This is a genomic window from Janthinobacterium sp. P210006, assembly GCF_036231885.1.
In the GTDB taxonomy this organism is placed as follows: Bacteria; Pseudomonadota; Gammaproteobacteria; order Burkholderiales; family Burkholderiaceae_D; genus Janthinobacterium; species Janthinobacterium violaceinigrum.
Genome location: NZ_JAZARD010000005.1, coordinates 77,918 through 98,800 on the forward strand (window position 1 = coordinate 77,918; position 20,883 = coordinate 98,800).

Sequence of the window (20,883 nt, forward strand, 5' to 3'; positions counted from 1 at the left end):
GTCCTTACACCAGTCCCGTCATGTAATAGATGGCAATCACGAAAAACACGACCACGGTCTTGATGATGGTGATGCCGAAAATGTCGCGGTAGGACTGGCGGTGCGTGAGGCCCGTGACGGCCAGCAGGGTGATCACGGCGCCGTTGTGCGGCAGGGTATCCATGCCGCCGCTGGCCATGGCCACCACGCGGTGCATGACTTCCAGCGGAATGTGCGCCTGTTGCGCTGCCTGGATAAAACTGTCCGACATGGCGGCCAGCGCGATGCTCATGCCGCCCGAGGCCGAACCCGTAATGCCGGCCAGGGTCGTCACGGAAACGGCCGCGTTGACAAGCGGATCGGGCACGCTGCGCAAGGTGTTACTGACGGCAAGAAAACCGGGCAGCGCGGCGATGACGCCGCCGAAGCCATATTCGGACGCCGTATTCATGGCTGCCAGCAGGGCGCCGCCCACGGCTGCCTTGGTGCCTTCCGCAAAGGCGGCGCGGATGCGTCCGAAGGCCGTCACGCAGACGAGCAAGATGCCCAGCAATAGAGCGCCTTCCACGGCCCAGATGCCGGTGACGGAAGCGATCGACGTGGTCACGGGCGCATGCAAACCCGGCAGTGCCTCGGCGGTGAGCGAGTAGCTGGCGCCGTACCAGTGGGGAATCAGCCGGGTCAGCGCGTAATTGGCCACGCCGACGAGCAGCAGCGGCGCCACCGATAGCAGCGGATGGGGCAAGTCGCCCACGCCGGCCGTGGCCTGTTCGGCCTCGGCCCCATAGCCTTCGCCCGTCGCCATGACGGAGCGCCGGCGCCATTCGAGGAAGGCCAGTCCCATGACCACCGTCAGCACGGCGCCGATGGTGCCCAGCCATGGCGCGGCCCAGCCCGTTGTATTGAAAAAGGTGGTGGGGATGATGTTCTGGATCTGCGGCGTGCCGGGCAAGGTATCCATGGTGAACGAGAACGCGCCCAGGGCGATGGCGCCCGGCATCAGCCGCTTGGGGATATTGCTCTGGCGATACAACTCAGCCGCAAACGGATACACGGCAAACACCACCACGAACAGCGACACGCCGCCATAGGTGAGGGCGCCGCAGACGGCAACGATCACGGCATTCGCGCGCGAACTGCCGATGTAGCGGATGGCCGCCACGACGATGGACTGGGAAAAGCCGGACAGCTCGATCAGCTTGCCGAACACGGCGCCGAGCAGGAAGACGGGGAAATACAGCTTGATAAAACCCACCATCTTTTCCATGAAGATGCCGCTGAACACGGCCGGCACGGCCGAGGGATCGGTCAGCAGCACGGCGCCCAGCGCGGCGACCGGTGCAAACAGGATCACGCTGTAGCCGCGGTAGGCGGCCAGCATCAGGAAGGCCAGTGCGGCCAGGACTATCAGGAAAGACATAAGACCAGGACCTCGCCGAGAAGTGTATAGGATACCAATTGTTCAATTAATATCATACTTCCCAGCAACACGCCAACGCGTGGGTCAAGGTTTGAGCAGCTTGCACAGGCGCAGATTATCGGCCCGTTATTTCATAGGGAAGAGGGCGTGCTGGTCGGGGTGAGAGGATTCGAACCTCCGGCCTCTGCGTCCCGAACGCAGCGCTCTACCAGGCTGAGCCACACCCCGCTTTCCTTCATTACAGCAGATGGCGGAACGGGTTTCAAGCGGCTGCATCAAGGTCTATTTCTTTTCCTGCTGCGCCTTTCTGATGTCCGCTTCGCTCACTTTCTTGGCTGGCGCATTCGTCGCCGGCGAAGTGGGCGCCTTGCGCGTGGCATTTGCTTGCGCCATGACGGCGGCGCAGTCCGTGTCGGGCGCCTTGTCGACGCTGACCAGCGGCAGCAGGGCGGCCAGCGGCGTGACGACGGTGGCCAGCGCCACGGCGGCGCCCGCCTTCAGGGCCAGCGGGCCTTTTTGCGGACCCACGTCCGGGTTCTTGAACGTGCCTTTCGCGTACAGCGGCGTGCGCAGGGTGATGATGCGGGCGCCCTTGGTGCGGGGACGCACGTCCAGGTCCAGGGTTTCATTTGCCAGGTTGACGTTACCCGTGACGTTGACGACGGCGCTGTCCGTGTCGAGCACGAAGCGGCGCACGTCGGCCTGGCCGTTCGTGACGGCGAAATCGCTGGCCATGCAGTTCAGGTGCACCTGCTTGTCGCCGAAGATTTTCACGAAGACGGCATTGGCCAGGTTCAGGCCGGCCAGTTCCAGCATGAACTGGCTGACGGAGCCTTCGCTGACGGTGGCCGCCAGTTCGCCATTCGCGCTGGCCAGCATGGCCGAGACGGAGTTGCCGTGGCCCGTGAGGGCTGCGTCGCCGTACACTTCGCCGAAACTCGCTTGCATCGATTGCAGCTTGGGAAACAGTTCGCGAATTTTGAGGTGGCGCGCCGCCACCTTGGCTTGCGCGGCGATGGTTTTTTGACGGCCGTCGAGCGTGATATTCGAGGTAATGTCGCCGCCGGCCATGCCGAAGTTGAGCGGCGTCAAACTCAGCACCTTGTCTTTCATATGGATATTGGCGACGATGTCGTTGAATGGAATGTCGTGCGTGCGTACCAGTTTCTTGCCTGTAAATTTCACGTCGGCATCGAGCGCATCCCATTTGGCCGTGTTGAACTGTTCCACGGGCAGCGCTTTATTGTCCGGCTGCACGGGGGCCTTGCCGCGCGCCTGTTTCTGCGCATTGCTGTCGGCGCCGATGGTGGGGCCCAGGTCTTCCAGGCGCAGCTGCTGCGACGTCACTTCACCGCGCAGCAAGGGACGGGGCTGGCGCGGCAAGTACTGCAAGGTGCCGGCCAAGTCGCTCTGGCCCACCTTGCCCTTGAAATCCTGATAGGTCCAGTCCCAGCTGGCGCCATCTTTCTTGCCCAGCAGCCGGCCCTTGGTGGCGTAGTCCGGCGTTTCCGGTAGCAGCACGCCCGTCAGCGGGTACAGGTCGGCCATGCTGGCGCCGGCCAGGCTCAGCTGCAAATCGATGCCGGACAGCGAGCGCGGGTCCGTCAGGGTGCCGGCTATACTGGCCTTGTTCTTGCCCAGCACGGCGTGCGCCTGTACGGGATACACGGTGTTGTTGTCGGTCAGGGACAGGATAGCGCCTGCCTTGCCGCCGCCCGTCACGGGCGCCTTGCGATAGGTGCCGCCCAGGGTGAATGCGATGCCATACTTTTCCACGGGCGCGCTGCCTGGCGCATCGCCCGGCGTGGCGTCGGGCGCCGTCGAGCTGACCTTGGCGCGCAGGTCCAGCGCGATGCCCTCGTCCAGGTAACGGATGGCGCCGTCGCCGAAGGCCATGCGCTGGATTTCCACTTCCCATGGCGAGGGGCCGTTGTCCTTCAAGGTCCAGCTGTTGCTGCCGTCGGCGCGCCGCTGCAGGGCAATGTTTGGCGCCTCGAGCGCCAGGTCCGTCAGCACCACCCTGTGCTGCAGCAGGGGCAGGGGATGGAGGGCCACGTCGATGCGTTGCGCGCTGGCCATCTGCGGGCCGGCCGTCGCCCAATCCGGGTTGCTCATGCGCACGTCCTGGGCGCTGATGACGGGGCGCGGCACGTAGCGGCGCCAGCCCGGTTCCGTCTTCAGGCCCTGCCGCCATTGCACCCGCAGGTCGCCGCCGATGACGAAGGTACGGCCCGTGCCTGCCGACACCTTCTCATTGATATAGGGGCGGGCGCGGTTCCAGTCGAAGGTCAGCACAAGGATGACCACGATGGCGATGAGGGCCAGCAGGGCGGCCAGGCTCCAGCCGAGGATTTTCAGGGGTGTCGAGCGTGTCATGGGATGCCGATCGCAGTAATTTTTCATCAAGGTAGACCGATAGGCCATATCGGTCGGTGCGCTAGGTTACGTACGCAGCGCGATCGCTGGCATTGATTCCATAATTCGAGTATTATTGAAGTATGGAAAACGAAACTACAAGCGCAGCGCAGGCTGCGCCACTGACGAGTACGGCAGCCATCGCGGCCCTAGCGGCGCTGGCGCAGGAATCGCGGCTGGCCGTGTTCCGCCTGCTGGTGCAGACGGGACCGGAAGGCATGGCCGCCACGAAAATCGCCGAGGCGCTGGCCATTGCGCCCTCGTCGCTGTCGTTCCACCTGAAGGAATTGGCGCATGCCAACCTGGTGGCGGCCAGCAAGGCGGGGCGCTCCATCATCTACTCGGCCAACTATGCGGGCATGAATGGCTTGCTGGCCTTCTTGACGGAAAACTGCTGCGCGGGCGTGCCTTGCTGCGTGCCGGACATCACCACTTTATCGAAGGAAACCACGACATGACGATTACCATTTACCACAACACGGCGTGCGGTACCTCGCGCAATACCCTGGCCCTGATCCGCAACACGGGCGTCGAACCCGTCATCATCGACTATGTCAAGAACCCGCCCACGCGCGAGCAATTGCTGGACCTGATCGCCCGCGCAGGCCTGTCCGTGCGCGCCGTCATGCGCGACAAGGGGGCCCTGTACGACGAGATGGGCCTGGCCAATCCGGACTTGCCCGATGCGGCCCTGCTCGATGCCATGCAAGCCCATCCTATTTTGATCAACCGCCCCATCGTCGTCACGGAACTGGGTGTGCGCCTGTGCCGGCCGTCGGAAAAAGTGCTGGAGATCCTGCCGCTGCCGCAGCAGGGCGCATTTGCCAAGGAAGACGGCCAGGCCGTCGTGGGCGCCGACGGCAAGCCGGTGGCCTGAGATGGCGGACCTTGCCAACGAGTTGCCCAACATCAGCGCCGCGCACCTGGACGTGCCGGACCTGGACAAGCTGGCGCCGGCCAGCGTGTCCAGCCACGCGCCGCGCATCCTGCTGCTGTATGGTTCCTTGCGCGAGCGCTCGTACAGCAAGCTGCTGACCCTGGAAGCGGAACGCATCCTGCGCCACTTTGGCGCCGACACGCGCGTGTTCGACCCGCACGGCTTGCCCATGGTCGACAGCGTGTCGCCCGAACACCCGAAAGTGCAGGAGCTGCGCGCGCTGTCGCTGTGGTCGGAAGGGCAGGTCTGGTGCAGCCCCGAGCGCCATGGCGCCGTCACGGGCGTGTTCAAGTCGCAGATCGACTGGCTGCCGCTGGAAACGGGCAGCGTGCGGCCCACGCAGGGACGAACTCTTGCTGTGATGCAAGTGTCGGGCGGCTCGCAATCGTTCAACGCCGTCAACGGCTTGCGCGTGCTGGGGCGCTGGATGCGCATGGTCACCATTCCAAACCAGTCGTCGGTGGCCAAGGCTTACCAGGAATTCGGCGATGACGGCCGCATGAAGCCGTCGCCGTATTACGAGCGCCTGGTGGACGTGATGGAAGAGCTCTACAAATTCACCCTGCTGGTGCGCGACCGCCGCGATTACCTGGGCAGCCGCTACAGCGAACGGCTGGAAGCGGAGCCGGCCATCGTGCAGGAGTTGGCGGGCGCGGCAATGGAACACGAGCGCACCTAGCTGTTCGGCAGTGCATAAAAAACGGCGCCATCGGCGCCGTTGTCTTTGCTGCAAGGTCAATCGCGATCAGTGATTGCGGTCCACGGCAAACGAGCACAGTTGCAGCATGGATTGCTTGTAGACGCTGTCCGGCCAGCCGGCGATGGCGTCGGCGGCGCGCTGGCCGGCGATTTCCGCCTGCTTGCGCGTGTAGTCGAGGGCGCCGCTATTGGTGATGGCGGCCAGGATGGCGTCGAAATGCTGCTCGTCGCCCTGCTCGATGCAGCTGCGCACCAGTTCGCGTTGCTCTGGCGTACCGTTCTCCATCAGCCAGATCAGCGGCATGGTCGGTTTGCCTTCGCGCAAGTCGTCGCCCACGTTCTTGCCGATTTCCGCGGCGTCGCCTGCGTAGTCGAGCACGTCGTCGATCAGCTGGAAGGCCGTGCCCAGCGAGCGGCCATATTCGGCAGCCGCTTCGATATCGTCTTCGCTGGCGCCGGCGATCAGGGCGCCCAGTTGCGCCGACGCTTCGAACAGCTTGGCTGTCTTCGAGCGGATGACGTTCAGGTAGCTCTCTTGCGTCACGTCCGGATCGTGCATGTTCAACAACTGCAGCACTTCGCCTTCGGCGATCACGTTGGTGGCGTCGGACAGGATTTGCATGACGCGCATATTGTTCAGCGAGACCATCAGCTGGAACGAGCGCGAGTGCAGGAAGTCGCCCACCAGCACGGAGGCGGCATTGCCGAACAGGGCATTGGCCGTCTGGCGTCCGCGGCGCATCGACGATTCGTCGACGACGTCGTCGTGCAGCAGGGTGGCGGTGTGGATGAATTCGACCACGGCGGCCAGTTCATGGTGCGCCGTGCCGCGATAGGCGTGGGCATTGGCCACCAGCAAAATCAGCACGGGACGGATGCGTTTGCCGCCCGCGCTGATGATGTATTCAGCGATCTGGTTGATCAGAATCACATCGGAGTGCAACTTTTGGCGGATCACCGTATTGACTGCGTCCATATCGGCGGCAATCGTTTGCACGATGGTGTTTTGGTTAACGTGTTTGTTAGCGTCAGACAAGGCGAACCTGCATTAGATTGTGGGTGCCGCGATTATACGACAAGGCTTGCGCGTGCGTGACGTTTGCCTATGGCTGTAGAGCAATTGATTGATCTGGTTGGCATCGGCGCGCGCTTTTCTGTCCGCCTGGCGCAAGCCTGACACGATGGTCAGGTTGTCGACATACCACGATCGTCAAGCTTTGTGAATACTTTTTGACGCAATTTCTCAGTCCGTGTATAATCGCTGGTTCCCCCTGTTGTGTACGGCTCGCTTTGCACGGCAATGGGACAAATTCTTTCAACATTTGATGAGGTTTCAAATCATGTACGCGGTCATAAAAACCGGTGGCAAACAATACAAAGTTGTCGCTGGCGAAAAACTTAAAGTAGAACAGATACCGGCAGACATTGGTTCCGAAATCACCATCGATCAAGTTCTCGCAGTAGGCGCGGGCGACAGCATCAAGTTTGGTGCTCCATTGGTCGAAGGTGCAACGGTACTGGTTACGGTTGTGGCGCATGGTCGCCATGATAAGGTCAAAATTTTCAAGATGCGTCGTCGTAAGCACTACCAAAAGCATCAAGGCCATCGCCAGAATTTTACCGAAATCCAAATCGTTTCGATCAACGGCTAATCGCCGCTGTTTGAATTAATCAGCTATCAAGGAGTCTTAAATGGCACATAAAAAAGGCGGCGGCACAACGCGAAACGGCCGTGATTCAGAATCAAAACGTCTGGGCGTTAAAGTCTACGGCGGCCAAGCTATCAATGCTGGCGGCATCATCATTCGTCAACGCGGCACCCCAGTGCGCGCCGGCGAAGGCGTAGGCATGGGCAAGGACCACACGCTGTTCGCGCTGATCGCGGGCAAAGTGAAGTTCGTTGTCAAAGGTGCTGGCTCGAAGCAATTCGTGACCGTTGTACCAAACGAAGCAGTACCAGCGTAATTCATACGTGGAGCGCCAGTTCGCTCCGCAATGATCGCATGATGTAAGGCGCAAGCCTTCAATCGAAAGGCTCTGCCCAAGGTAGAGCCTTTTTAGTTTTATGGCGGCAAAATTATGAAGTTTATCGACGAAGCAAAAATCGAAGTCATCGCGGGCGATGGCGGCAACGGCTGCGCATCTTTCTGCCGTGAAAAATTCCGGCCTTTCGGCGGTCCCGATGGCGGCGATGGCGGCAAGGGCGGGTCCATCTGGGCTGTCGCCGACCGCAATATCAACACGCTCGTCGATTTCCGTTTTTCCAAAATGCACAAGGCTCGCAATGGCGAGCCTGGCCGTGGCGCAGATTGCTATGGCAAGGGCGCGGATGACATCCACCTGCGCATGCCTGTGGGCACCTTGATCATCGACAACGCGAGCGGCGAAATCCTGGCCGATTTGACCGAACACGGCCAGATCGAATTGCTGGCCAAGGGCGGCGAAGGCGGCTGGGGCAATATCCACTTCAAGTCCTCGACCAACCGCGCACCACGCCAAAAAGGCGAGGGCAAGGAAGGCGAACGCCGCGAACTGCGCCTGGAACTGAAAGTGCTGGCCGACGTGGGCCTGCTGGGCATGCCGAACGCGGGCAAGTCGACGTTCATTTCGGCCGTGTCGAACGCGCGCCCGAAAATTGCCGATTACCCATTTACCACCCTGCACCCGAACCTGGGCGTGGTGCGCGTATCGCACGAGAAGAGCTTTGTGATCGCCGATATTCCCGGCTTGATCGAAGGCGCTTCCGAAGGCGCGGGCCTGGGCCATCAATTCCTGCGCCACTTGCAGCGCACGGGCTTGCTGTTGCACATCGTCGACCTGGCGCCGTTCGAAACCAACGTCGATCCAGTCAAGGAAGCCAAGGCGCTGGTCAAGGAACTGAAGAAATACGACGAGTCGCTGGTCGACAAGCCGCGCTGGCTGGTGTTGAACAAGCTCGACATGGTGCCGGAAGAAGAGCGCAAGAAGATCGTCAAGGACTTCCTCAAGCGTTTCGCCTGGAAAGGTCCCGTCTTCGAGATCTCCGCGCTGAACCATCAGGGTTGCCCGGAACTGGTCAATGCGATCTACCAGCATCTGGAAGAGAAGAAACACAGCGAAAGCCGTGCCGAAGAAACGCAGATGACCGAAGAAGCACGCGGTATCTCGTCGATCGACCCGGATGATCCGCGTTTCAAGATCATCGACTAAGGCTTTACCCCGATGTCATACCAGGCGGCCGCTGTCGCGCCATCGCGCAAGCAAGCGTGGCAGCGCCGTGTATTGCATCTGATCGCGTATGCTTACGGGCTGAGCGCGGTCGCCTGCCTGCTGTTCGCCGATGAGATGGCGGCCGGCATGGGCATCTTCCTCAATGGCGTCAATGGCTACAGCCAGTTCTACGCTTCCCATGTCGGTGTCTGGGGCGCTACCGCGCTGCTGGCACTGTTCGCAGCACGGCAGGGCGAACCGCCTGTCCTCGGCGATATCACTGCAATGTTGGTCCTGGCGCAGCCCGCCGGCCGTTTGTTCGCGGCCATCAGCTTCGGCTTGCCCCAGGGTTTTGTGTTGTTCATGTGCGCAATGGAGCTGACGGCGGGGCTGGCCTTGCTGCTGCTGCGTCCTGCGCGCTGACGTCTATTAAGTGAAGAGCGCCGCCCCATGGATTCCGTGATTCAAAAAGCTACCCGCATCATCATCAAAGTCGGCTCCTCGCTGGTCACCAACGATGGCCGCGGACTCGACCATGCCGCCATCGCCCGCTGGGCCGCGCAGATCGCCGGTTTGCGCGCTCTGGGCAAGGAAGTCGTGCTCGTCAGCTCCGGCGCCATTGCCGAAGGCATGCTGCGCCTCGGTTTCGAGCAGCGCCCCACCGATATCCACGAATTGCAGGCCTGTGCCGCCGTCGGCCAGATGGGTCTGGCGCAAATCTATGAAAGCAGCTTCCGCGCCCACCAGCTGGGCACGGCGCAAGTGCTGCTCACGCACGCCGACCTGGCCGACCGCGAACGCTACCTGAACGCCCGCTCCACCTTGACGACCCTGCTGCGCCTGGGCGTGGTGCCGATCATCAATGAAAACGACACGGTCGTCACCGATGAAATCAAGTTCGGCGACAACGATACCCTGGGCGCCCTGGTGGCCAACCTGATCGAAGCCGATGCGCTGGTGATCCTGACGGACCAGCACGGCCTGTTCTCGGCCGACCCGCGCAAGGACCCGAACGCTTACCTGATTACGCAAGGCATCGCCGGCGATCCGGCGCTGGAAGCGATGGCCGGCGGCGCCGGCAGCAGCCTGGGCCGTGGCGGCATGCTGACGAAAATCCTCGCCGCCAAGCGCGCCGCCAAGTCCGGCGCCCATACGATCATCGCCTGGGGCCGCGATAGCGACGTACTCAGCCGTCTCGCCCAGGGCGAAGCGATCGGTACGGAGTTGCGGGCGCAAACGGGGCAGTTGACGGCGCGTAAGCAGTGGATGGCCGATCATCTGCATACGGCAGGCGCCGTCGTGCTGGACGCGGGCGCCGTGCAAAAGCTGCGCCAGGAAGGCAAATCCTTGTTGCCGATCGGCGTGACGGGCGTGAATGGCGAATTCGGCCGCGGCGCCGTGATCACCTGCGTGGACGCGGACGGCCACCCGGTGGCGCGCGGCCTGTCCAACTACACGAGCGGCGAAGCGCGCCGCATCATGCGCAAGCCTTCCACCGAGATTGAAACGATTCTCGGCTACATGGAAGGCCATGAACTGATCCACCGCGACAATATGGTCTTGCTGTAGGCGTCCGCTTGCTGCGAATGACAAAAACGGCCCTTGCGGGCCGTTTTTTTTGCCTTACACCACGGCCGGCATCGGCGACTTGTCCTTGTAGTCGCACAGGTCGGCAATCATGCAGTTCCAGCATTGGGGCTTGCGCGCCGTGCAGGTGTAGCGGCCGTGCAAGATGAGCCAGTGGTGGGCGTCGTGCAGGAATTCCTTAGGGATGAATTTCAGCAGTTTTTGCTCGACGATATCGACATTCTTGCCTGGCGCGATGCCGGTACGGTTCGAGACGCGGAAGATATGCGTGTCCACGGCCATGGTCGGTTCGCCAAATGCCGTGTTCATGACCACATTTGCCGTCTTGCGGCCCACGCCGGGCAAGGCTTCCAGCGAGGCGCGGTCGCGCGGCACTTCGCCGCCGTGCTGCTCGAGCAGGATCTGGCAGGTGGCGATGACGTTCTTGGCCTTGGTGCGGAACAGGCCGATGGTGCGGATGTAGCTGGCCAGCTCGTCGACGCCCAGGCCCAGTATCTTGGCCGGCGTATTGGCGACCGGATACAGCAAGCGGGTCGCCTTGTTGACGGACACGTCCGTTGCCTGCGCCGACAGCAGCACGGCGATCAGCAGCTCGAACGGCGTCGTGTACTCGAGTTCCGTTTTCGGGGAAGGATTGGCAGCGCGGAAGCGCGTAAAGATTTCCAGGCGTTTGGCGGCGTTCATGCGTCTTTTTTCGGGGTGGTGGGGGCTGGCTGGGCGGTATCCGTGCTGGCGGCCGCGGCCTTGGCGCGCGCGCGCTCCATGGCGGCGGCGATGATGGCGCGCTTGCGCTCTTTCTCGGCCAGTTCATCTGGCGTGACGGGCACTTCCTGCGTCACTTCCTGCATCTTGGCGACGGCCTTGGCAGCCAGGCGGGCGTCGTTGGCCTCGCTTTCGCGGCGCAGGCGCTGCGTGCGGAAATCGTGGCGCGCGCGCGCGTCGTCGGCCTCTGCCTGGCTCCAGGCATCCCAGCCCGTGGCGTCGCCGCTGACCGGATACATGACGATGCAGTCGACGGGGCAGGGCGCCACGCACAGGTCGCAGCCCGTGCACAAGCTCGTTACCACCGTATGCATCTGCTTGGCGGCGCCGACGATGGCATCCACGGGGCAAGCCTGGATGCACAGGGTACAGCCGATACACAGCGATTCGTCGATGTAGGCGACCGATCGCGGACGTTCGAGGCCGTTGACGGGATTGAGCGGAATGACTTTCTTGCCCAGCAATCCGGCCAGACGCATGATGCCTTGCGCGCCGCCCGGTGGGCACTGGTTGATGTCGGCGCTGCCTGCGGCAATCGCTTCCGCATATGGGCGGCAGCCGTTGTAGCCGCATTTGGTGCATTGCGTTTGCGGCAGCAAGTCTTCGATCTGGTCGGCAAGTGAGGGAGAGGCGGGATGCGGCACGGTCATCTTCAATACGGTAAAACGTCATTATCGGCCATCTGGGCCGCGCACAAGTAAAAACCTGTTGACTGGGAGGGGATAGCACCTGCCGGGGCGGGCTGTTGCGGGCGCGCCGCAATCGTATTTTATTTCCCCTGGGAATGTCAAAGTTCAAATAAACAACTTTGCAATTCCTTTTTTTTGTGGGAGCATGATTTTGATCAAGTCTGTAATCAAAAAAGCCGACCGCCAGTCCTGTTACCGCGCCTGCACTGCAAGGCGCGCCAGGCCATAGGAGCAAAACATGCGTTTCCTCCGGACAGTTGGTTTGCCCTTCTGTTTGTTCATGCACTCTACACTTGCCGTGGCGCACGGGCAGGCTGGCTCTCCCATGGCGCCGCCGGGTGCGGCCAGCTCGCGCATCGTCCGCTTCGCGGCGGAAGACTGGCCGCCCTTCATTTCCCGCAGCCTGCCTGCCGACGGCATGTCGGGCGCCATGGTCAGCGCCGTCTTCGAGCGTCTCGGCTATACGGTCAAGTATGAATATTTCCCCTGGAAGCGCGCCATGCAGTTTGGCCTGGCCAGTCCCCGCTACGCGGGTTTCCTGGCCGTCTGGCGTACGCCGGAACGGGAAAAGCTTTGCCACTTTTCTGCTCCCGTTGGCAACACGCAGGGCGTGCTGGCCTACCTGAAAGAGGATGGCGCGCCTGGCGCTACCCTGGCGGAGCTGGGCAAGCTGCGCATCGGCACCGTGGCCGGCTATTCGAACGGGGAACAGTTCGATGGCATGGTGGCGCGCGGCGAGCTGAAGACGGAAGAGGGCTTGAACGACGCCACGAACCTGAAGAAGCTGTTCATCAAGCGCTACCGCGTGATCGTCATCGAGCGCCATGTCCTGCAGCATCTGCTGATGGGGCGCAACTTCAGCAAGGCCGAGCGCGAGCGCATCGCGATCATCGACACCGTCTTCAAGGAGCGCCCCGTGCATGTGTGCTTCAAGCGCGATGACGAAGGTGCCGCGCAGCAAAAGCGCTTCAACGAGGCGGCGCGCGATATCGACATGGCCAGGCTGGAGCGCGACTACTGGAAACGGCTCGACCAGAGCCTGGCGACGGCACCTCCCGGTTCCTGACACCCCGCGCCCCTGTTGTTAGTTGCCAAAACGAAATATCTAAATACGAAACCATTCGTTCTTGTTTGTTTGTCCATCCTTTAGTCTGCAGCCACTGTGTTGACGACTTTGAAAGGATGTTTTCGTATGCTGGAACCGATTCACAAGCAAGATCCTGCTCCGCGCCTGCGGCAATTGGTGCACGCCGTCTCGGCCGCCGTACTGCTGCTGGGAGTGCCGGGCGCAGCGTCTGCGCAAGCCGCGCCGGACGGCGCTGGCGCGCTGGCTGGCACCCCGTCCGATACCGTCATCGTCACGGGCGCGCGCGGCACGGGCCGCACGGTGACCAACAGCGCCGCGCCCATCGACGTGATCAGCGCGCAGCAATTGCTGGCCACGGGCAAATTGAATTTGCTCGACGCGCTGGACACGGCCTTGCCATCGTTTAATTTGCCCGCCCGCGTGCAACCGGACCTGGGCAGCATCGTACGCGCTGGGCAGCTGCGCAACCTCGACCCCTCGCATACCCTCGTGCTGGTCAATGGCAAGCGCCGCCATACGACGGCCATCGTCAACGAGGATGGCTTCCCCGGATCCGTCGCGACCGACCTGGCCCTGATTCCCACGGGGGCCATTGCCCGCGTGGAAATCCTGCGCGATGGCGCTTCGGCCATCTACGGTTCCGACGCCATTGGGGGCGTCATCAACATCATCCTGAAATCCGATGACAAGGGCAGTTTCAGCACGCAGCTCGGCTCCACCTACGATGGCGACGGCACCAACGGTTCCGCGCGTATCGACGGCGGCACGCGCCTGGGCAAGCATGGCTTTGCCCACTTCGGCGCCGAAGTCCAGCGCCAGGGCATTGCCGTGCGCAACTTCGGCCTGAATCCCGGCTATCTGTCGTATCCGGCCGTGCGCAACAGCGATGGCCAACTGGTGAAATTGGGCGCGAACAACAGCTTGCCTGCGGGCGCTTCGCCGAACCCGGCCGAAGCGAACCGCAACAGCAATCCGTGGCGCAATACGGGCGTGCCGCAAAGCACCACCGCCTCCTTTAGCGCCAACCTCGGCTATGACCTGTCGAACGACGTGCAACTGTACGGCTTCGGCACCTACGCCCACCGCAATGCCCGTTCGGCGCAGAATTTCCGCTTGCCCAATATCATTTTCAATAACAACAGGGGCTTGCTGTCCGTGTATCCGGACGGCTTCACGCCGTATGAAACGACAAGCGAAAACGATTTTGCGCTGACAGGTGGCATCAAGGGCGAGACGGCGGGCTGGAGCTGGGATGTCAGCAGCACCTACGGCCGCGACGATATCGATGTGGGCGTGGAAAACTCGGCCAATTACTCGCTGACCTATCCGGGTGGCAAGACCGACTTCCGCATCGGCAATCAGCGCTACAGCCGCTCGACCACCAACGCCGACGCGCGCCGTCCCGTATCGCTGGGATTGAGCGAGCCGGCCGACCTGAGCGTCGGTCTCGAGTACTCGCATGAAACGCAGCAGCGCAGCCCCGGCGAACCCGCTTCCTGGCAGGGCAGCGGCTCGTCGGCGCTGGCCGGCTACCTGCCCGTCGATGCATCCGATACGGCGCGCCACAGTTACGCGGCGTACGTGGGCCTGGGCGCAAAACTGACGCCGCAATTGCTGCTCGATACGGCCCTGCGTGCCGAAAAATATTCGGATTTCGGCAGCAAGACGACGGGGCGGCTGTCCGCCCGTTATGACGTCACGCCCGCCGTGGCCGTGCGCGGTACCGTCAGCAATGGTTTCCATGCGCCCAGCCTGGTGACGCAATCGTATTCGAATACGTCCGATCATGCGGGCGTGCCCTACACCCTGGCGCAGCCGAATTCGGCCGCCGCGCGGGCCCTGGGCGCGCAAGCGTTGAAACCGGAAAAATCGACGAATCTGTCGGCCGGGTTGACCTTCAATCCTACGTCCACCCTGCGCTTTGCCGTTGACGCATATCAAATCAAGGTCAGCGACCGCCTGGGTGTGTCGTCGAACATCGGCATCGACCGCAGCTCGGGCGTGGCGCTCGACGGCAGCGGCCGTCCGCTGACGGCCGCGCAAGCCACGGTGATTGAAAACCTGCTGCGCTCGGCGGGCTTGACAGTCGGCAATGGCCTGGTCGCGCATTACTTTGCCAACGTGGGCGACACGCGCATGCGCGGCATCGACTTGACGGCCGAGGATGTACTGCGCGTGGCCGACGGCAAGCTGCGCTGGACGGCGGCCGCGAATTTCAACCACACGAGCCTGGTGGGCAAGGCGGAATTGCCCGCCGTGCTGCAAGGCTTGCCGAACATCGGCACCCTGAGCAAATCGGCCGAGTACGACTTGCTGTACCGGGCGCCGCGCGACAAGGAAATCGTCACTGTGGCGTATGAAAAGGCGGGCTGGACGTTCAACCTGCGCGAGACGCGTTACGGCAAGCTCAAGCGCCTGAACGCCATCACGGGCGGCGACTATCAGCTGAAAGCGGCCTTCGTGACGGATGTCAGCGTGGGCTACGACATCAGCAAGCGCATCAACGTGACGGTGGGCGCCAACAATGTCTTCGACCAGAAACCGGGCCAGGTGCCGCGCGAAGCGCGCAGCGCCGCCAGCCTGGCGCAGTACACGGGCGCGTATGACAACTCGGGCCCGCTTGGCGTATTGGGCGGCTATTACTACGCCCGCGCCACCGTGCACTTTTGATCTGCCTTCTTTCCATACTGATAATCAAGAACAGGAAATCCTATGTCTGACAACAATCAACACGCGGCCATCGATCTGGAATGGGCGAACCTGCTGTCGCCGCAACGCCGCACGGTCTTGCGCGGCGGCGGCCTGGTGGCGGCACTGGCCGCTTCCGGTTTTGCGGGCTCCGCCCTCGCGCAGGACGGGGCCGTCAACCGCGCAAAAGACGTCAAACCAGCGGCAACCGGCAAGAGCCCGTGGGGCGAACATACGGATACGGCGCCCACGCCGCGCCCCGTCAGCGTGCGGCCCGGCGAGGAAACCTTGCCCTCGAAGCCGCGCGCCTACACGGATATCGAGAGCTATCACGCGCACATCTATTTTGACGAAGACAGCTACCAGAAGGCGGCGCTGATACGCAAATGGGCGGCCGAGCGCTTCCAGATCGAATTGGGCGACTGGAATCTGGAACCGCGGGGGCCGCACGTGACGCCTTCGTTCTATTTCGGCTTTACCAATGACTTGTTGCCCGTGATCGTGCCGTGGCTGCAGTTGAACAGCCTGGGGCTGACGATCTTGATTCACCCGAATACGGAAGATCCCCGCGCCGACCACTTGTATTACGCGCTGTGGGTGAACCGCTCGCAGCCCGTGAATGGCTATGCGATGAAAAAGCCGGGGCCGGGCGAGCCGAGAGTGGAGCAAATCTTTGTCAATACGCGCCCGACGGTGAAAATCGAAACGTCGCACGCATGAAAAAAACGCCACGTCAGTTGAAGCTGGCGTGGCGTTTTGTTGAAATGAAGCTTATCAGGCGTGTTTCTGGATGAATTCGCCGATTTTCGGGCAAATGATTTCGCGCCAGCGGCGGCCCGAGAAAATGCCGTAATGACCACATTTTGGCGCCACGAAATCCTGCTGCATGTCGGCAGGGATTCCTGAACACAAGTCATGCGCCGCCTGCGTCTGGCCGGCACCGGAAATGTCGTCCAGTTCGCCTTCTACGGTGAACAGCGCCACATTCGTGATGTCTTGCGGACGCACCAGCTGGCCGCCCACTTTCCACGTGCCCTTCGGCAGGCTGAATTCCTGGAAGACAGTCTTGATGGTTTCCAGGTAGTACTCGGCCGGCATGTCCAATACGGCGTTGTACTCGTTGTAGAACTGGCGGTGGCCTTCCGCCGGCTCGTCGTCGCCCGTCACCAGGTGCATGTAGAACTCGCGGTGGCTTTGCGCGTGGCGGCCCGGGTTCATGGCGATGAAACCGGCGTGTTGCAGGAAGCCGGGATACACCTTGCGGCCAAAGCCCGGGTAGTTCGGCGGCACTGCGTAGATCACGGTGTTTTCAAACCACGAGAATTTCTTTTCCGTCGCCAGGTTGTTGACTTGCGTAGGCGAGCGGCGCGGGTCAATGGGGCCGCCCATCATCGTCATGGTTTTCGGCATGTGCGGATCTTTTGCCGTCGCCATCAGCGAGATGGCAGCCAGCACGGGCACGGTCGGTTGACAGACGGAAATAACGTGCAAATCCGGCGCCAGCAGGCGGATGAACTCTTGCACATAATAAATGTAGTCGTCCAGGTGGAACGGGCCTTCCGTCAGCGGTACCATGCGCGCGTCCGTCCAGTCGGTGATGTAGACATCGTGCTCGGCCAGCAAGCCGCGCACGGTGTCGCGCAGCAGGGTCGAGTGGTGACCGGACAGGGGGGCAACCAGCAAAACTTTGGGCTGTTGCAAGCCAGTGGCTTCTTTCTTGAAGTGGATCAGGCGGCAAAACGGTTTTGTCACGACAACGTGTTCGCGGATGTCGACGCTCTCGCCTTTGACGAGAACGGATTTGATGTCGAATTGTGGTTTTTCGTAGTCTTTGCCAAGGCGGTACATCAGCTCGTAGCCGGCTGCGATGCGTTGCGAAAACGGGGTGTGGGCCAGTGGGGAAACCGGGTTGGTAAATAACTTGGAGGACATGTCTGCCCATTGCATCACCGGAGTGAGGAAAGAGCGTTGCAGTTCGTGCAGTTGGTAAAGCATATAGAGTCCTTGTTTAATTCCAAGCGCCAATATCGGCTCAAATATCATAATCCAATTTTACGATATTTGTTGAGGACAAAATGTGCTTTACCGCGCATAGGTCCACGCTTTGCGCATTGCTGTGACAGCGCGCCACACTTGCGTGGATAGACCTGCAATGATGTTTTAAAAGTAAAAAAGCAGCGTTTCCGCTGCTTTTTGTGGATTTTTTTTGCTGCTACGCCCCTGCGGGGACGGGTTTCCCCGCCGCAATGGCCGCCGCAGATGCCATGCGCTTAGCGCACCAGCATGTCGAGCTTGTCCTTGACGTCCTTGTATTGCTCGGCTTCCGGCAAGGCAGCTTTCGTCTTGGTGATCGAAGGCCAGTTGCGGGCCAGATCGACGTTGATCTTGATGAAGGCTTGCTGGTCGCCCGGCACGTCTTCTTCCGCGAAAATCGCGTTCACCGGGCACTCTGCCACGCAGACTGCGCAGTCAATACATTCGTCCGGATCGATTGCCAGGAAGTTCGGGCCTTCCCGGAAACAATCTACCGGGCAGACATCGACGCAGTCGGTATAGCGACAGGCGATGCAGGATTCGGTGACAACGTGGGTCATAACAGTCCTATCAATATGGGGGAGGTGCTGTAGCGCCTGCAGGAACGGCGGCGGCGCATACTAAAGCAAAGCATTGTATTTTAAGGCAATTCGCTATTTCTCACAAATCCCGCTTATATACAATACATATAAGCAAATTCATTTTTTCGCGTTGTCCTTGCCGCGCAGAGCGGGCAATTCAGCGACTATCCGGGACGTTGCCATGAAGAACGCGGCAAGAAAGCGACAGTCGCCCGCCGCGGCATGGTGCCGGGCGGGCGGGGGACTGTCTTGCCGTGTGGTGTTTTTGTTTTACTCAAATCAAGACCGCTACAAAATAAGTGCCAGAAACATCAGGCACTGGCGCGTATTTGCCTCAGCAACTGTTGCCAATGTGCATTTTCAGCACTGCCATCCTCGGCAAACGTGATGGTGCGGCGCGCAGTGGGCGCATTGACGGTGATCTGCCATTGGGGGATGTCGGCGCCCACCTGTGTGCTCGTGGCTTGCGGGTGCGTGAAAAAACCGCTGCTGGCCAATGCCGCTTCCAGCCCGGGACCAGCCGGATGGGCTTGCGTATCGATGTCATATTGTTCGCTCAGGCCGGCAAAGCCGCCACTGCTGCGGGCTGAAATTTTCATGGTGCTCCTTGCTGTCGATGGTGGTGGGGACGTGATGCGGCATGCCGTTGCCTGCGGCTGGCTGCAGGCGGGCCCGCGGCCACGGCGCACGGCGTTTATTGTCGGGGACCGTAGCTGCGGCACCAGGCGGCCAGCGCTTCGCGTTCCGTTTCCAGCAATTGATCCGATTCGCTGTATTCCGCATGGTTCATGGTACCGCAGCAGGCGCGCCTGTCCTGCACGGCGCCCGCTTCGTCGACGATGTGGGCGGAAAATGTCATCTGACCGTCTTCCGTCATGGCATTGGCCTTGAGCACTTCGCGCACGGTAAAACTGTTGCGTATGAATTCCAGGTAGGCGCTGTTGCCATCGGCCTGGGCAATCGTCAGCATGTGGCCGGCCACGTCGGCATACGTGGCCGCTTGCTCGGGTGATGCCAGCAGGGCGCGCAGGACCAGGCTGCGCAGGTAGTCGCCGCAGCGGTGCAGCACGGCCGCGTCGTCTTCCAGCTGGGGCTGGCGTTCGTGGGAAAAGATGTCGGCCAGGATGTCGTAGATGGCGCCCGTAAATACTTGCGAGATGGCATGCACTTCCGTACCCGCTTCGGACAGCTTGATGTCGTTGTCCGCATTGCGCAAGCCGTTGGGCCGGCCCAGGGCCAGGCCGAACTGTTCCGCCAGGTCGGCCAGGAAGGTTTTATCGTGCAGGTCGGACTTGGTCTGGGCGATCACCGCTTCCACCTGGTCCAGCTGCGACAGGGCCAGGAAGATGGCGGTCAGGTCGCCGAACGATTCGTGCAAGCCGCCCGTTTGCGGCGGATTGTTGCTGAGGAGCCAATTCGGCTTGAGGCCGTCGAGCACGGCGTGCCCCGTTTCATGGGAGACGATGTCGAGCGAACGGCAGGTGTAGACGCGCTCGGTGGCGCCGCTGGGAATGAAGTCGCCGAACTTGAGGGCCTTGTCGCTGCGGCTGTAATACGCGTTCATGACGTTGGGCAAGCCGTGCGGGAACACGCTCAGGGGCGCCGTGTTGCTGGCGCTATTCCATTGCCAGGGCAGGGGCGGCGCCGTGTCGTTGCTGGCCAGCGCGCGCTGGTACATGGTCAGCGTCATGCGCACGATGGAAAACGTGTGGACTGCATCGAACTGGTCCGTGTTGGGCGAGACGATGAAGTCGCCGAAGGCATTCGGGCTCACCTGCGCAATACCCGGTACGCCAAACGTGATGCGCGCATCGCGCGGGCCTTGCAGAATCAGCCCGGGCAGGAAGGCCTTGCGCGTGCCCAGCTCGCTGACGGACGGGTCTTGCTTCCAGATCAGCACGCGCGACCCCACGGGGACGGCGGCCAGATTGCGGGCCGCGGCCTCGCTCAGGCGGGGCGGACCAGGCTGCAGGGTCAGCTGAGCATTCTTGCGGTGCTCGCGGTAAGGCGCCGATGGGGTAGGGACGTAGCCGACGGGCAGGGACACGCATTTGGTCAGTACGGCTTCGACCGGCACGATGACTTTCTGGTCCATGATAGCTCTCCAAGACACGCGCAACTGGAACTGGAATAGTCGTCCCGCTTCGGCGCGTCCGGTTTGATCCGGCGCAAGCGTTGCGCGGGATGGCGCGGGTTTTTTCGCCCTCCCGGTGCCTCCTGCCGCCGTGCCCGCCGCATGGCGGCTGGTATGATGCTGGCCGTATTGCCCCCGTTTTTAATAAAAGGATCGTTTGATGGCGGATATAAATATAGTTCAGCAACATAAGCTGACAGCAGCAAAGGCGCGCGAAGCGGCGCAGCAAGTGGCCGACAAGCTGGCCCAGGAATATGACCTGGCGTGCGCCTGGGATGGCGATGTGCTGCGCTTCGAGCGCAGTGGCGTCGATGGTTCGCTGACCCTGGGGAAAGAGCAGGCGCAACTGCAAATCAAGCTGGGCTTCATGCTCAGCGCCTTTGCTTCCACGATCGAAGGCAAGATTGCCGAGAAGATGCGCAAGGTGTTTACCGAGCCCGTTTGATGGCGTTTCACCCGCTTGTCTGCCGCCGCTTTTGGTGGTAAGGATAGTGTTCGGGTGCAGGGCGAAAAGACGATGCGGACAGCCCGCTTTTCGCCCCTTTACCCCCTTGTTTTGCACTTGACTGTACGCTGGCGAACATTGCTAGCACATTTCTATTTGGAAAGCCATTGGACTTTGGTGGCTTTTTGCGTTATACTTGAGTCATATTTACAACAGCTACACCGCGTTTCACCTTCT

At 61.6% G+C, this 20,883-nt stretch carries 21 protein-coding genes and 1 tRNA gene; 12 read left to right on the forward strand and 10 right to left on the reverse strand.

Annotated elements, in window-relative coordinates; genetic code table 11:
- Positions 1-4 precede the first annotated feature (4 nt).
- From VPH41_RS23685 to VPH41_RS23695, 3 genes are all read right to left on the reverse strand, one after another.
- Positions 5-1,399, reverse strand: a complete 1,395-nt coding sequence (locus VPH41_RS23685; RefSeq protein ID WP_328571709.1) for a GntP family permease — start codon at positions 1,397-1,399, stop codon at positions 5-7.
- A 151-nt stretch (positions 1,400-1,550) separates the two neighbouring features.
- Positions 1,551-1,627, reverse strand: a tRNA-Pro gene (locus tag VPH41_RS23690).
- Positions 1,628-1,681: 54 nt separating this feature from the next.
- The gene (locus tag VPH41_RS23695) at positions 1,682-3,775 is read right to left on the reverse strand and encodes an AsmA family protein (RefSeq protein ID WP_328571710.1); all 2,094 of its coding nucleotides are present in this window, start codon (positions 3,773-3,775) and stop codon (positions 1,682-1,684) included.
- 122 nt (positions 3,776-3,897) lie between these two features.
- Here VPH41_RS23695 and VPH41_RS23700 point away from each other — a divergent pair, with 122 nt between their 5' ends.
- Genes VPH41_RS23700 through arsH form a run of 3 tightly spaced genes read left to right on the forward strand, consistent with a single transcriptional unit; the run spans position 3,898 to position 5,430 of the window.
- The gene (locus tag VPH41_RS23700) at positions 3,898-4,272 is read left to right on the forward strand and encodes an ArsR/SmtB family transcription factor (protein ID WP_328571711.1); all 375 of its coding nucleotides are present in this window, start codon (positions 3,898-3,900) and stop codon (positions 4,270-4,272) included.
- Complete coding sequence (gene arsC, locus VPH41_RS23705) at positions 4,269-4,691, forward strand: arsenate reductase (glutaredoxin) (RefSeq protein ID WP_328571712.1); 423 nt, start codon at positions 4,269-4,271, stop codon at positions 4,689-4,691. The genes VPH41_RS23700 and arsC overlap by 4 nt, the downstream gene beginning before the upstream one ends.
- 1 nt (position 4,692) lies before the next feature.
- Complete coding sequence (gene arsH / locus VPH41_RS23710; RefSeq protein ID WP_328571713.1) at positions 4,693-5,430, forward strand: arsenical resistance protein ArsH; 738 nt, start codon at positions 4,693-4,695, stop codon at positions 5,428-5,430.
- A 66-nt stretch (positions 5,431-5,496) separates the two neighbouring features.
- Here arsH and ispB read toward each other — a convergent pair whose 3' ends face one another.
- Positions 5,497-6,486, reverse strand: coding sequence for an octaprenyl diphosphate synthase (gene ispB / locus VPH41_RS23715; protein WP_322427377.1), 990 nt, complete (start codon positions 6,484-6,486; stop codon positions 5,497-5,499).
- A gap of 304 nt (positions 6,487-6,790) precedes the next feature.
- Between ispB and rplU the strand changes: the two genes are divergently transcribed.
- The 5 genes from rplU to proB all read left to right on the forward strand — a co-directional run bounded on the left by rplU (position 6,791) and on the right by proB (position 10,208).
- Positions 6,791-7,102 carry a 50S ribosomal protein L21 gene (gene rplU / locus VPH41_RS23720; protein ID WP_034754730.1) on the forward strand — a complete coding sequence of 104 codons (312 nt, stop codon included), beginning with the start codon at positions 6,791-6,793 and terminating at the stop codon, positions 7,100-7,102.
- Between the two features lie 40 nt (positions 7,103-7,142).
- The gene (gene rpmA, locus VPH41_RS23725) at positions 7,143-7,415 is read left to right on the forward strand and encodes a 50S ribosomal protein L27 (RefSeq protein ID WP_070219281.1); all 273 of its coding nucleotides are present in this window, start codon (positions 7,143-7,145) and stop codon (positions 7,413-7,415) included.
- Between the two features lie 114 nt (positions 7,416-7,529).
- Positions 7,530-8,639 (forward strand): GTPase ObgE, encoded by a 1,110-nt coding sequence (obgE, locus tag VPH41_RS23730; protein ID WP_152281640.1) that lies wholly within the window; start codon positions 7,530-7,532, stop codon positions 8,637-8,639.
- 72 nt (positions 8,640-8,711) lie between these two features.
- A complete protein-coding gene (locus VPH41_RS23735; RefSeq protein WP_226941111.1) occupies positions 8,712-9,062 on the forward strand; it encodes a hypothetical protein in 351 nt (116 codons plus the stop codon).
- Between the two features lie 27 nt (positions 9,063-9,089).
- The gene (gene proB / locus VPH41_RS23740) at positions 9,090-10,208 is read left to right on the forward strand and encodes a glutamate 5-kinase (protein WP_328571714.1); all 1,119 of its coding nucleotides are present in this window, start codon (positions 9,090-9,092) and stop codon (positions 10,206-10,208) included.
- 54 nt (positions 10,209-10,262) lie between these two features.
- Here proB and nth read toward each other — a convergent pair whose 3' ends face one another.
- Positions 10,263-10,910 carry an endonuclease III gene (nth, locus tag VPH41_RS23745; protein ID WP_328571715.1) on the reverse strand — a complete coding sequence of 216 codons (648 nt, stop codon included), beginning with the start codon at positions 10,908-10,910 and terminating at the stop codon, positions 10,263-10,265.
- Positions 10,907-11,638: an electron transport complex subunit RsxB gene (gene rsxB, locus VPH41_RS23750; RefSeq protein ID WP_328571716.1), complete on the reverse strand. Its 732-nt coding sequence runs from the start codon at positions 11,636-11,638 to the stop codon at positions 10,907-10,909. The genes nth and rsxB overlap by 4 nt, the downstream gene beginning before the upstream one ends.
- A 319-nt stretch (positions 11,639-11,957) precedes the next feature.
- Between rsxB and VPH41_RS23755 the strand changes: the two genes are divergently transcribed.
- The 3 genes from VPH41_RS23755 (at position 11,958) to VPH41_RS23765 (ending at position 16,172) form a co-directional block, all read left to right on the forward strand.
- The gene (locus VPH41_RS23755; RefSeq protein ID WP_328571717.1) at positions 11,958-12,743 is read left to right on the forward strand and encodes a substrate-binding periplasmic protein; all 786 of its coding nucleotides are present in this window, start codon (positions 11,958-11,960) and stop codon (positions 12,741-12,743) included.
- Between the two features lie 126 nt (positions 12,744-12,869).
- The gene (locus VPH41_RS23760; protein ID WP_328571718.1) at positions 12,870-15,434 is read left to right on the forward strand and encodes a TonB-dependent receptor plug domain-containing protein; all 2,565 of its coding nucleotides are present in this window, start codon (positions 12,870-12,872) and stop codon (positions 15,432-15,434) included.
- Positions 15,435-15,476: 42 nt separating this feature from the next.
- Positions 15,477-16,172 carry a DOPA 4,5-dioxygenase family protein gene (locus tag VPH41_RS23765; protein ID WP_328571719.1) on the forward strand — a complete coding sequence of 232 codons (696 nt, stop codon included), beginning with the start codon at positions 15,477-15,479 and terminating at the stop codon, positions 16,170-16,172.
- Between the two features lie 54 nt (positions 16,173-16,226).
- On the opposite strand, the gene VPH41_RS23770 is transcribed toward VPH41_RS23765, so the two are convergent.
- From VPH41_RS23770 to VPH41_RS23785, 4 genes are all read right to left on the reverse strand, one after another.
- Positions 16,227-17,447: a polyhydroxyalkanoate depolymerase gene (locus tag VPH41_RS23770; RefSeq protein WP_152281629.1), complete on the reverse strand. Its 1,221-nt coding sequence runs from the start codon at positions 17,445-17,447 to the stop codon at positions 16,227-16,229.
- A gap of 275 nt (positions 17,448-17,722) precedes the next feature.
- On the reverse strand, positions 17,723-18,046 hold the full coding sequence (gene fdxA, locus VPH41_RS23775; protein ID WP_010395176.1) for a ferredoxin FdxA: 324 nt from the start codon (positions 18,044-18,046) through the stop codon (positions 17,723-17,725).
- Positions 18,047-18,378: 332 nt separating this feature from the next.
- A complete protein-coding gene (locus VPH41_RS23780) occupies positions 18,379-18,666 on the reverse strand; it encodes a protealysin inhibitor emfourin (RefSeq protein ID WP_328571720.1) in 288 nt (95 codons plus the stop codon).
- Positions 18,667-18,761: 95 nt separating this feature from the next.
- Positions 18,762-20,162, reverse strand: a complete 1,401-nt coding sequence (locus VPH41_RS23785) for a hypothetical protein (protein WP_328571721.1) — start codon at positions 20,160-20,162, stop codon at positions 18,762-18,764.
- Positions 20,163-20,361: 199 nt separating this feature from the next.
- Between VPH41_RS23785 and VPH41_RS23790 the strand changes: the two genes are divergently transcribed.
- Entirely contained in the window at positions 20,362-20,646 is a 285-nt protein-coding gene (locus VPH41_RS23790; protein WP_152281626.1) for a polyhydroxyalkanoic acid system family protein, read from the forward strand.
- Positions 20,647-20,883 lie beyond the last annotated feature (237 nt).

What these genes read in the sequence shown, in the direction of transcription:
- VPH41_RS23685 (WP_328571709.1), bottom strand. Translation starts at nt 1,399, where the DNA reads ATGTCTTTCCTGATAGTCCTGGCCGCACTGGCCTTCCTGATGCTGGCC.
- VPH41_RS23695 (WP_328571710.1), bottom strand. Translation starts at nt 3,775, where the DNA reads ATGACACGCTCGACACCCCTGAAAATCCTCGGCTGGAGCCTGGCCGCC.
- VPH41_RS23700 (WP_328571711.1), top strand. Translation starts at nt 3,898, where the DNA reads ATGGAAAACGAAACTACAAGCGCAGCGCAGGCTGCGCCACTGACGAGT.
- arsC (WP_328571712.1), top strand. Translation starts at nt 4,269, where the DNA reads ATGACGATTACCATTTACCACAACACGGCGTGCGGTACCTCGCGCAAT.
- arsH (WP_328571713.1), top strand. Translation starts at nt 4,693, where the DNA reads ATGGCGGACCTTGCCAACGAGTTGCCCAACATCAGCGCCGCGCACCTG.
- rplU (WP_034754730.1), top strand. Translation starts at nt 6,791, where the DNA reads ATGTACGCGGTCATAAAAACCGGTGGCAAACAATACAAAGTTGTCGCT.
- rpmA (WP_070219281.1), top strand. Translation starts at nt 7,143, where the DNA reads ATGGCACATAAAAAAGGCGGCGGCACAACGCGAAACGGCCGTGATTCA.
- obgE (WP_152281640.1), top strand. Translation starts at nt 7,530, where the DNA reads ATGAAGTTTATCGACGAAGCAAAAATCGAAGTCATCGCGGGCGATGGC.
- proB (WP_328571714.1), top strand. Translation starts at nt 9,090, where the DNA reads ATGGATTCCGTGATTCAAAAAGCTACCCGCATCATCATCAAAGTCGGC.
- nth (WP_328571715.1), bottom strand. Translation starts at nt 10,910, where the DNA reads ATGAACGCCGCCAAACGCCTGGAAATCTTTACGCGCTTCCGCGCTGCC.
- rsxB (WP_328571716.1), bottom strand. Translation starts at nt 11,638, where the DNA reads ATGACCGTGCCGCATCCCGCCTCTCCCTCACTTGCCGACCAGATCGAA.
- VPH41_RS23755 (WP_328571717.1), top strand. Translation starts at nt 11,958, where the DNA reads ATGCACTCTACACTTGCCGTGGCGCACGGGCAGGCTGGCTCTCCCATG.
- VPH41_RS23760 (WP_328571718.1), top strand. Translation starts at nt 12,870, where the DNA reads ATGCTGGAACCGATTCACAAGCAAGATCCTGCTCCGCGCCTGCGGCAA.
- VPH41_RS23765 (WP_328571719.1), top strand. Translation starts at nt 15,477, where the DNA reads ATGTCTGACAACAATCAACACGCGGCCATCGATCTGGAATGGGCGAAC.
- VPH41_RS23770 (WP_152281629.1), bottom strand. Translation starts at nt 17,447, where the DNA reads ATGCTTTACCAACTGCACGAACTGCAACGCTCTTTCCTCACTCCGGTG.
- fdxA (WP_010395176.1), bottom strand. Translation starts at nt 18,046, where the DNA reads ATGACCCACGTTGTCACCGAATCCTGCATCGCCTGTCGCTATACCGAC.
- VPH41_RS23780 (WP_328571720.1), bottom strand. Translation starts at nt 18,666, where the DNA reads ATGAAAATTTCAGCCCGCAGCAGTGGCGGCTTTGCCGGCCTGAGCGAA.
- VPH41_RS23785 (WP_328571721.1), bottom strand. Translation starts at nt 20,162, where the DNA reads ATGGACCAGAAAGTCATCGTGCCGGTCGAAGCCGTACTGACCAAATGC.
- VPH41_RS23790 (WP_152281626.1), top strand. Translation starts at nt 20,362, where the DNA reads ATGGCGGATATAAATATAGTTCAGCAACATAAGCTGACAGCAGCAAAG.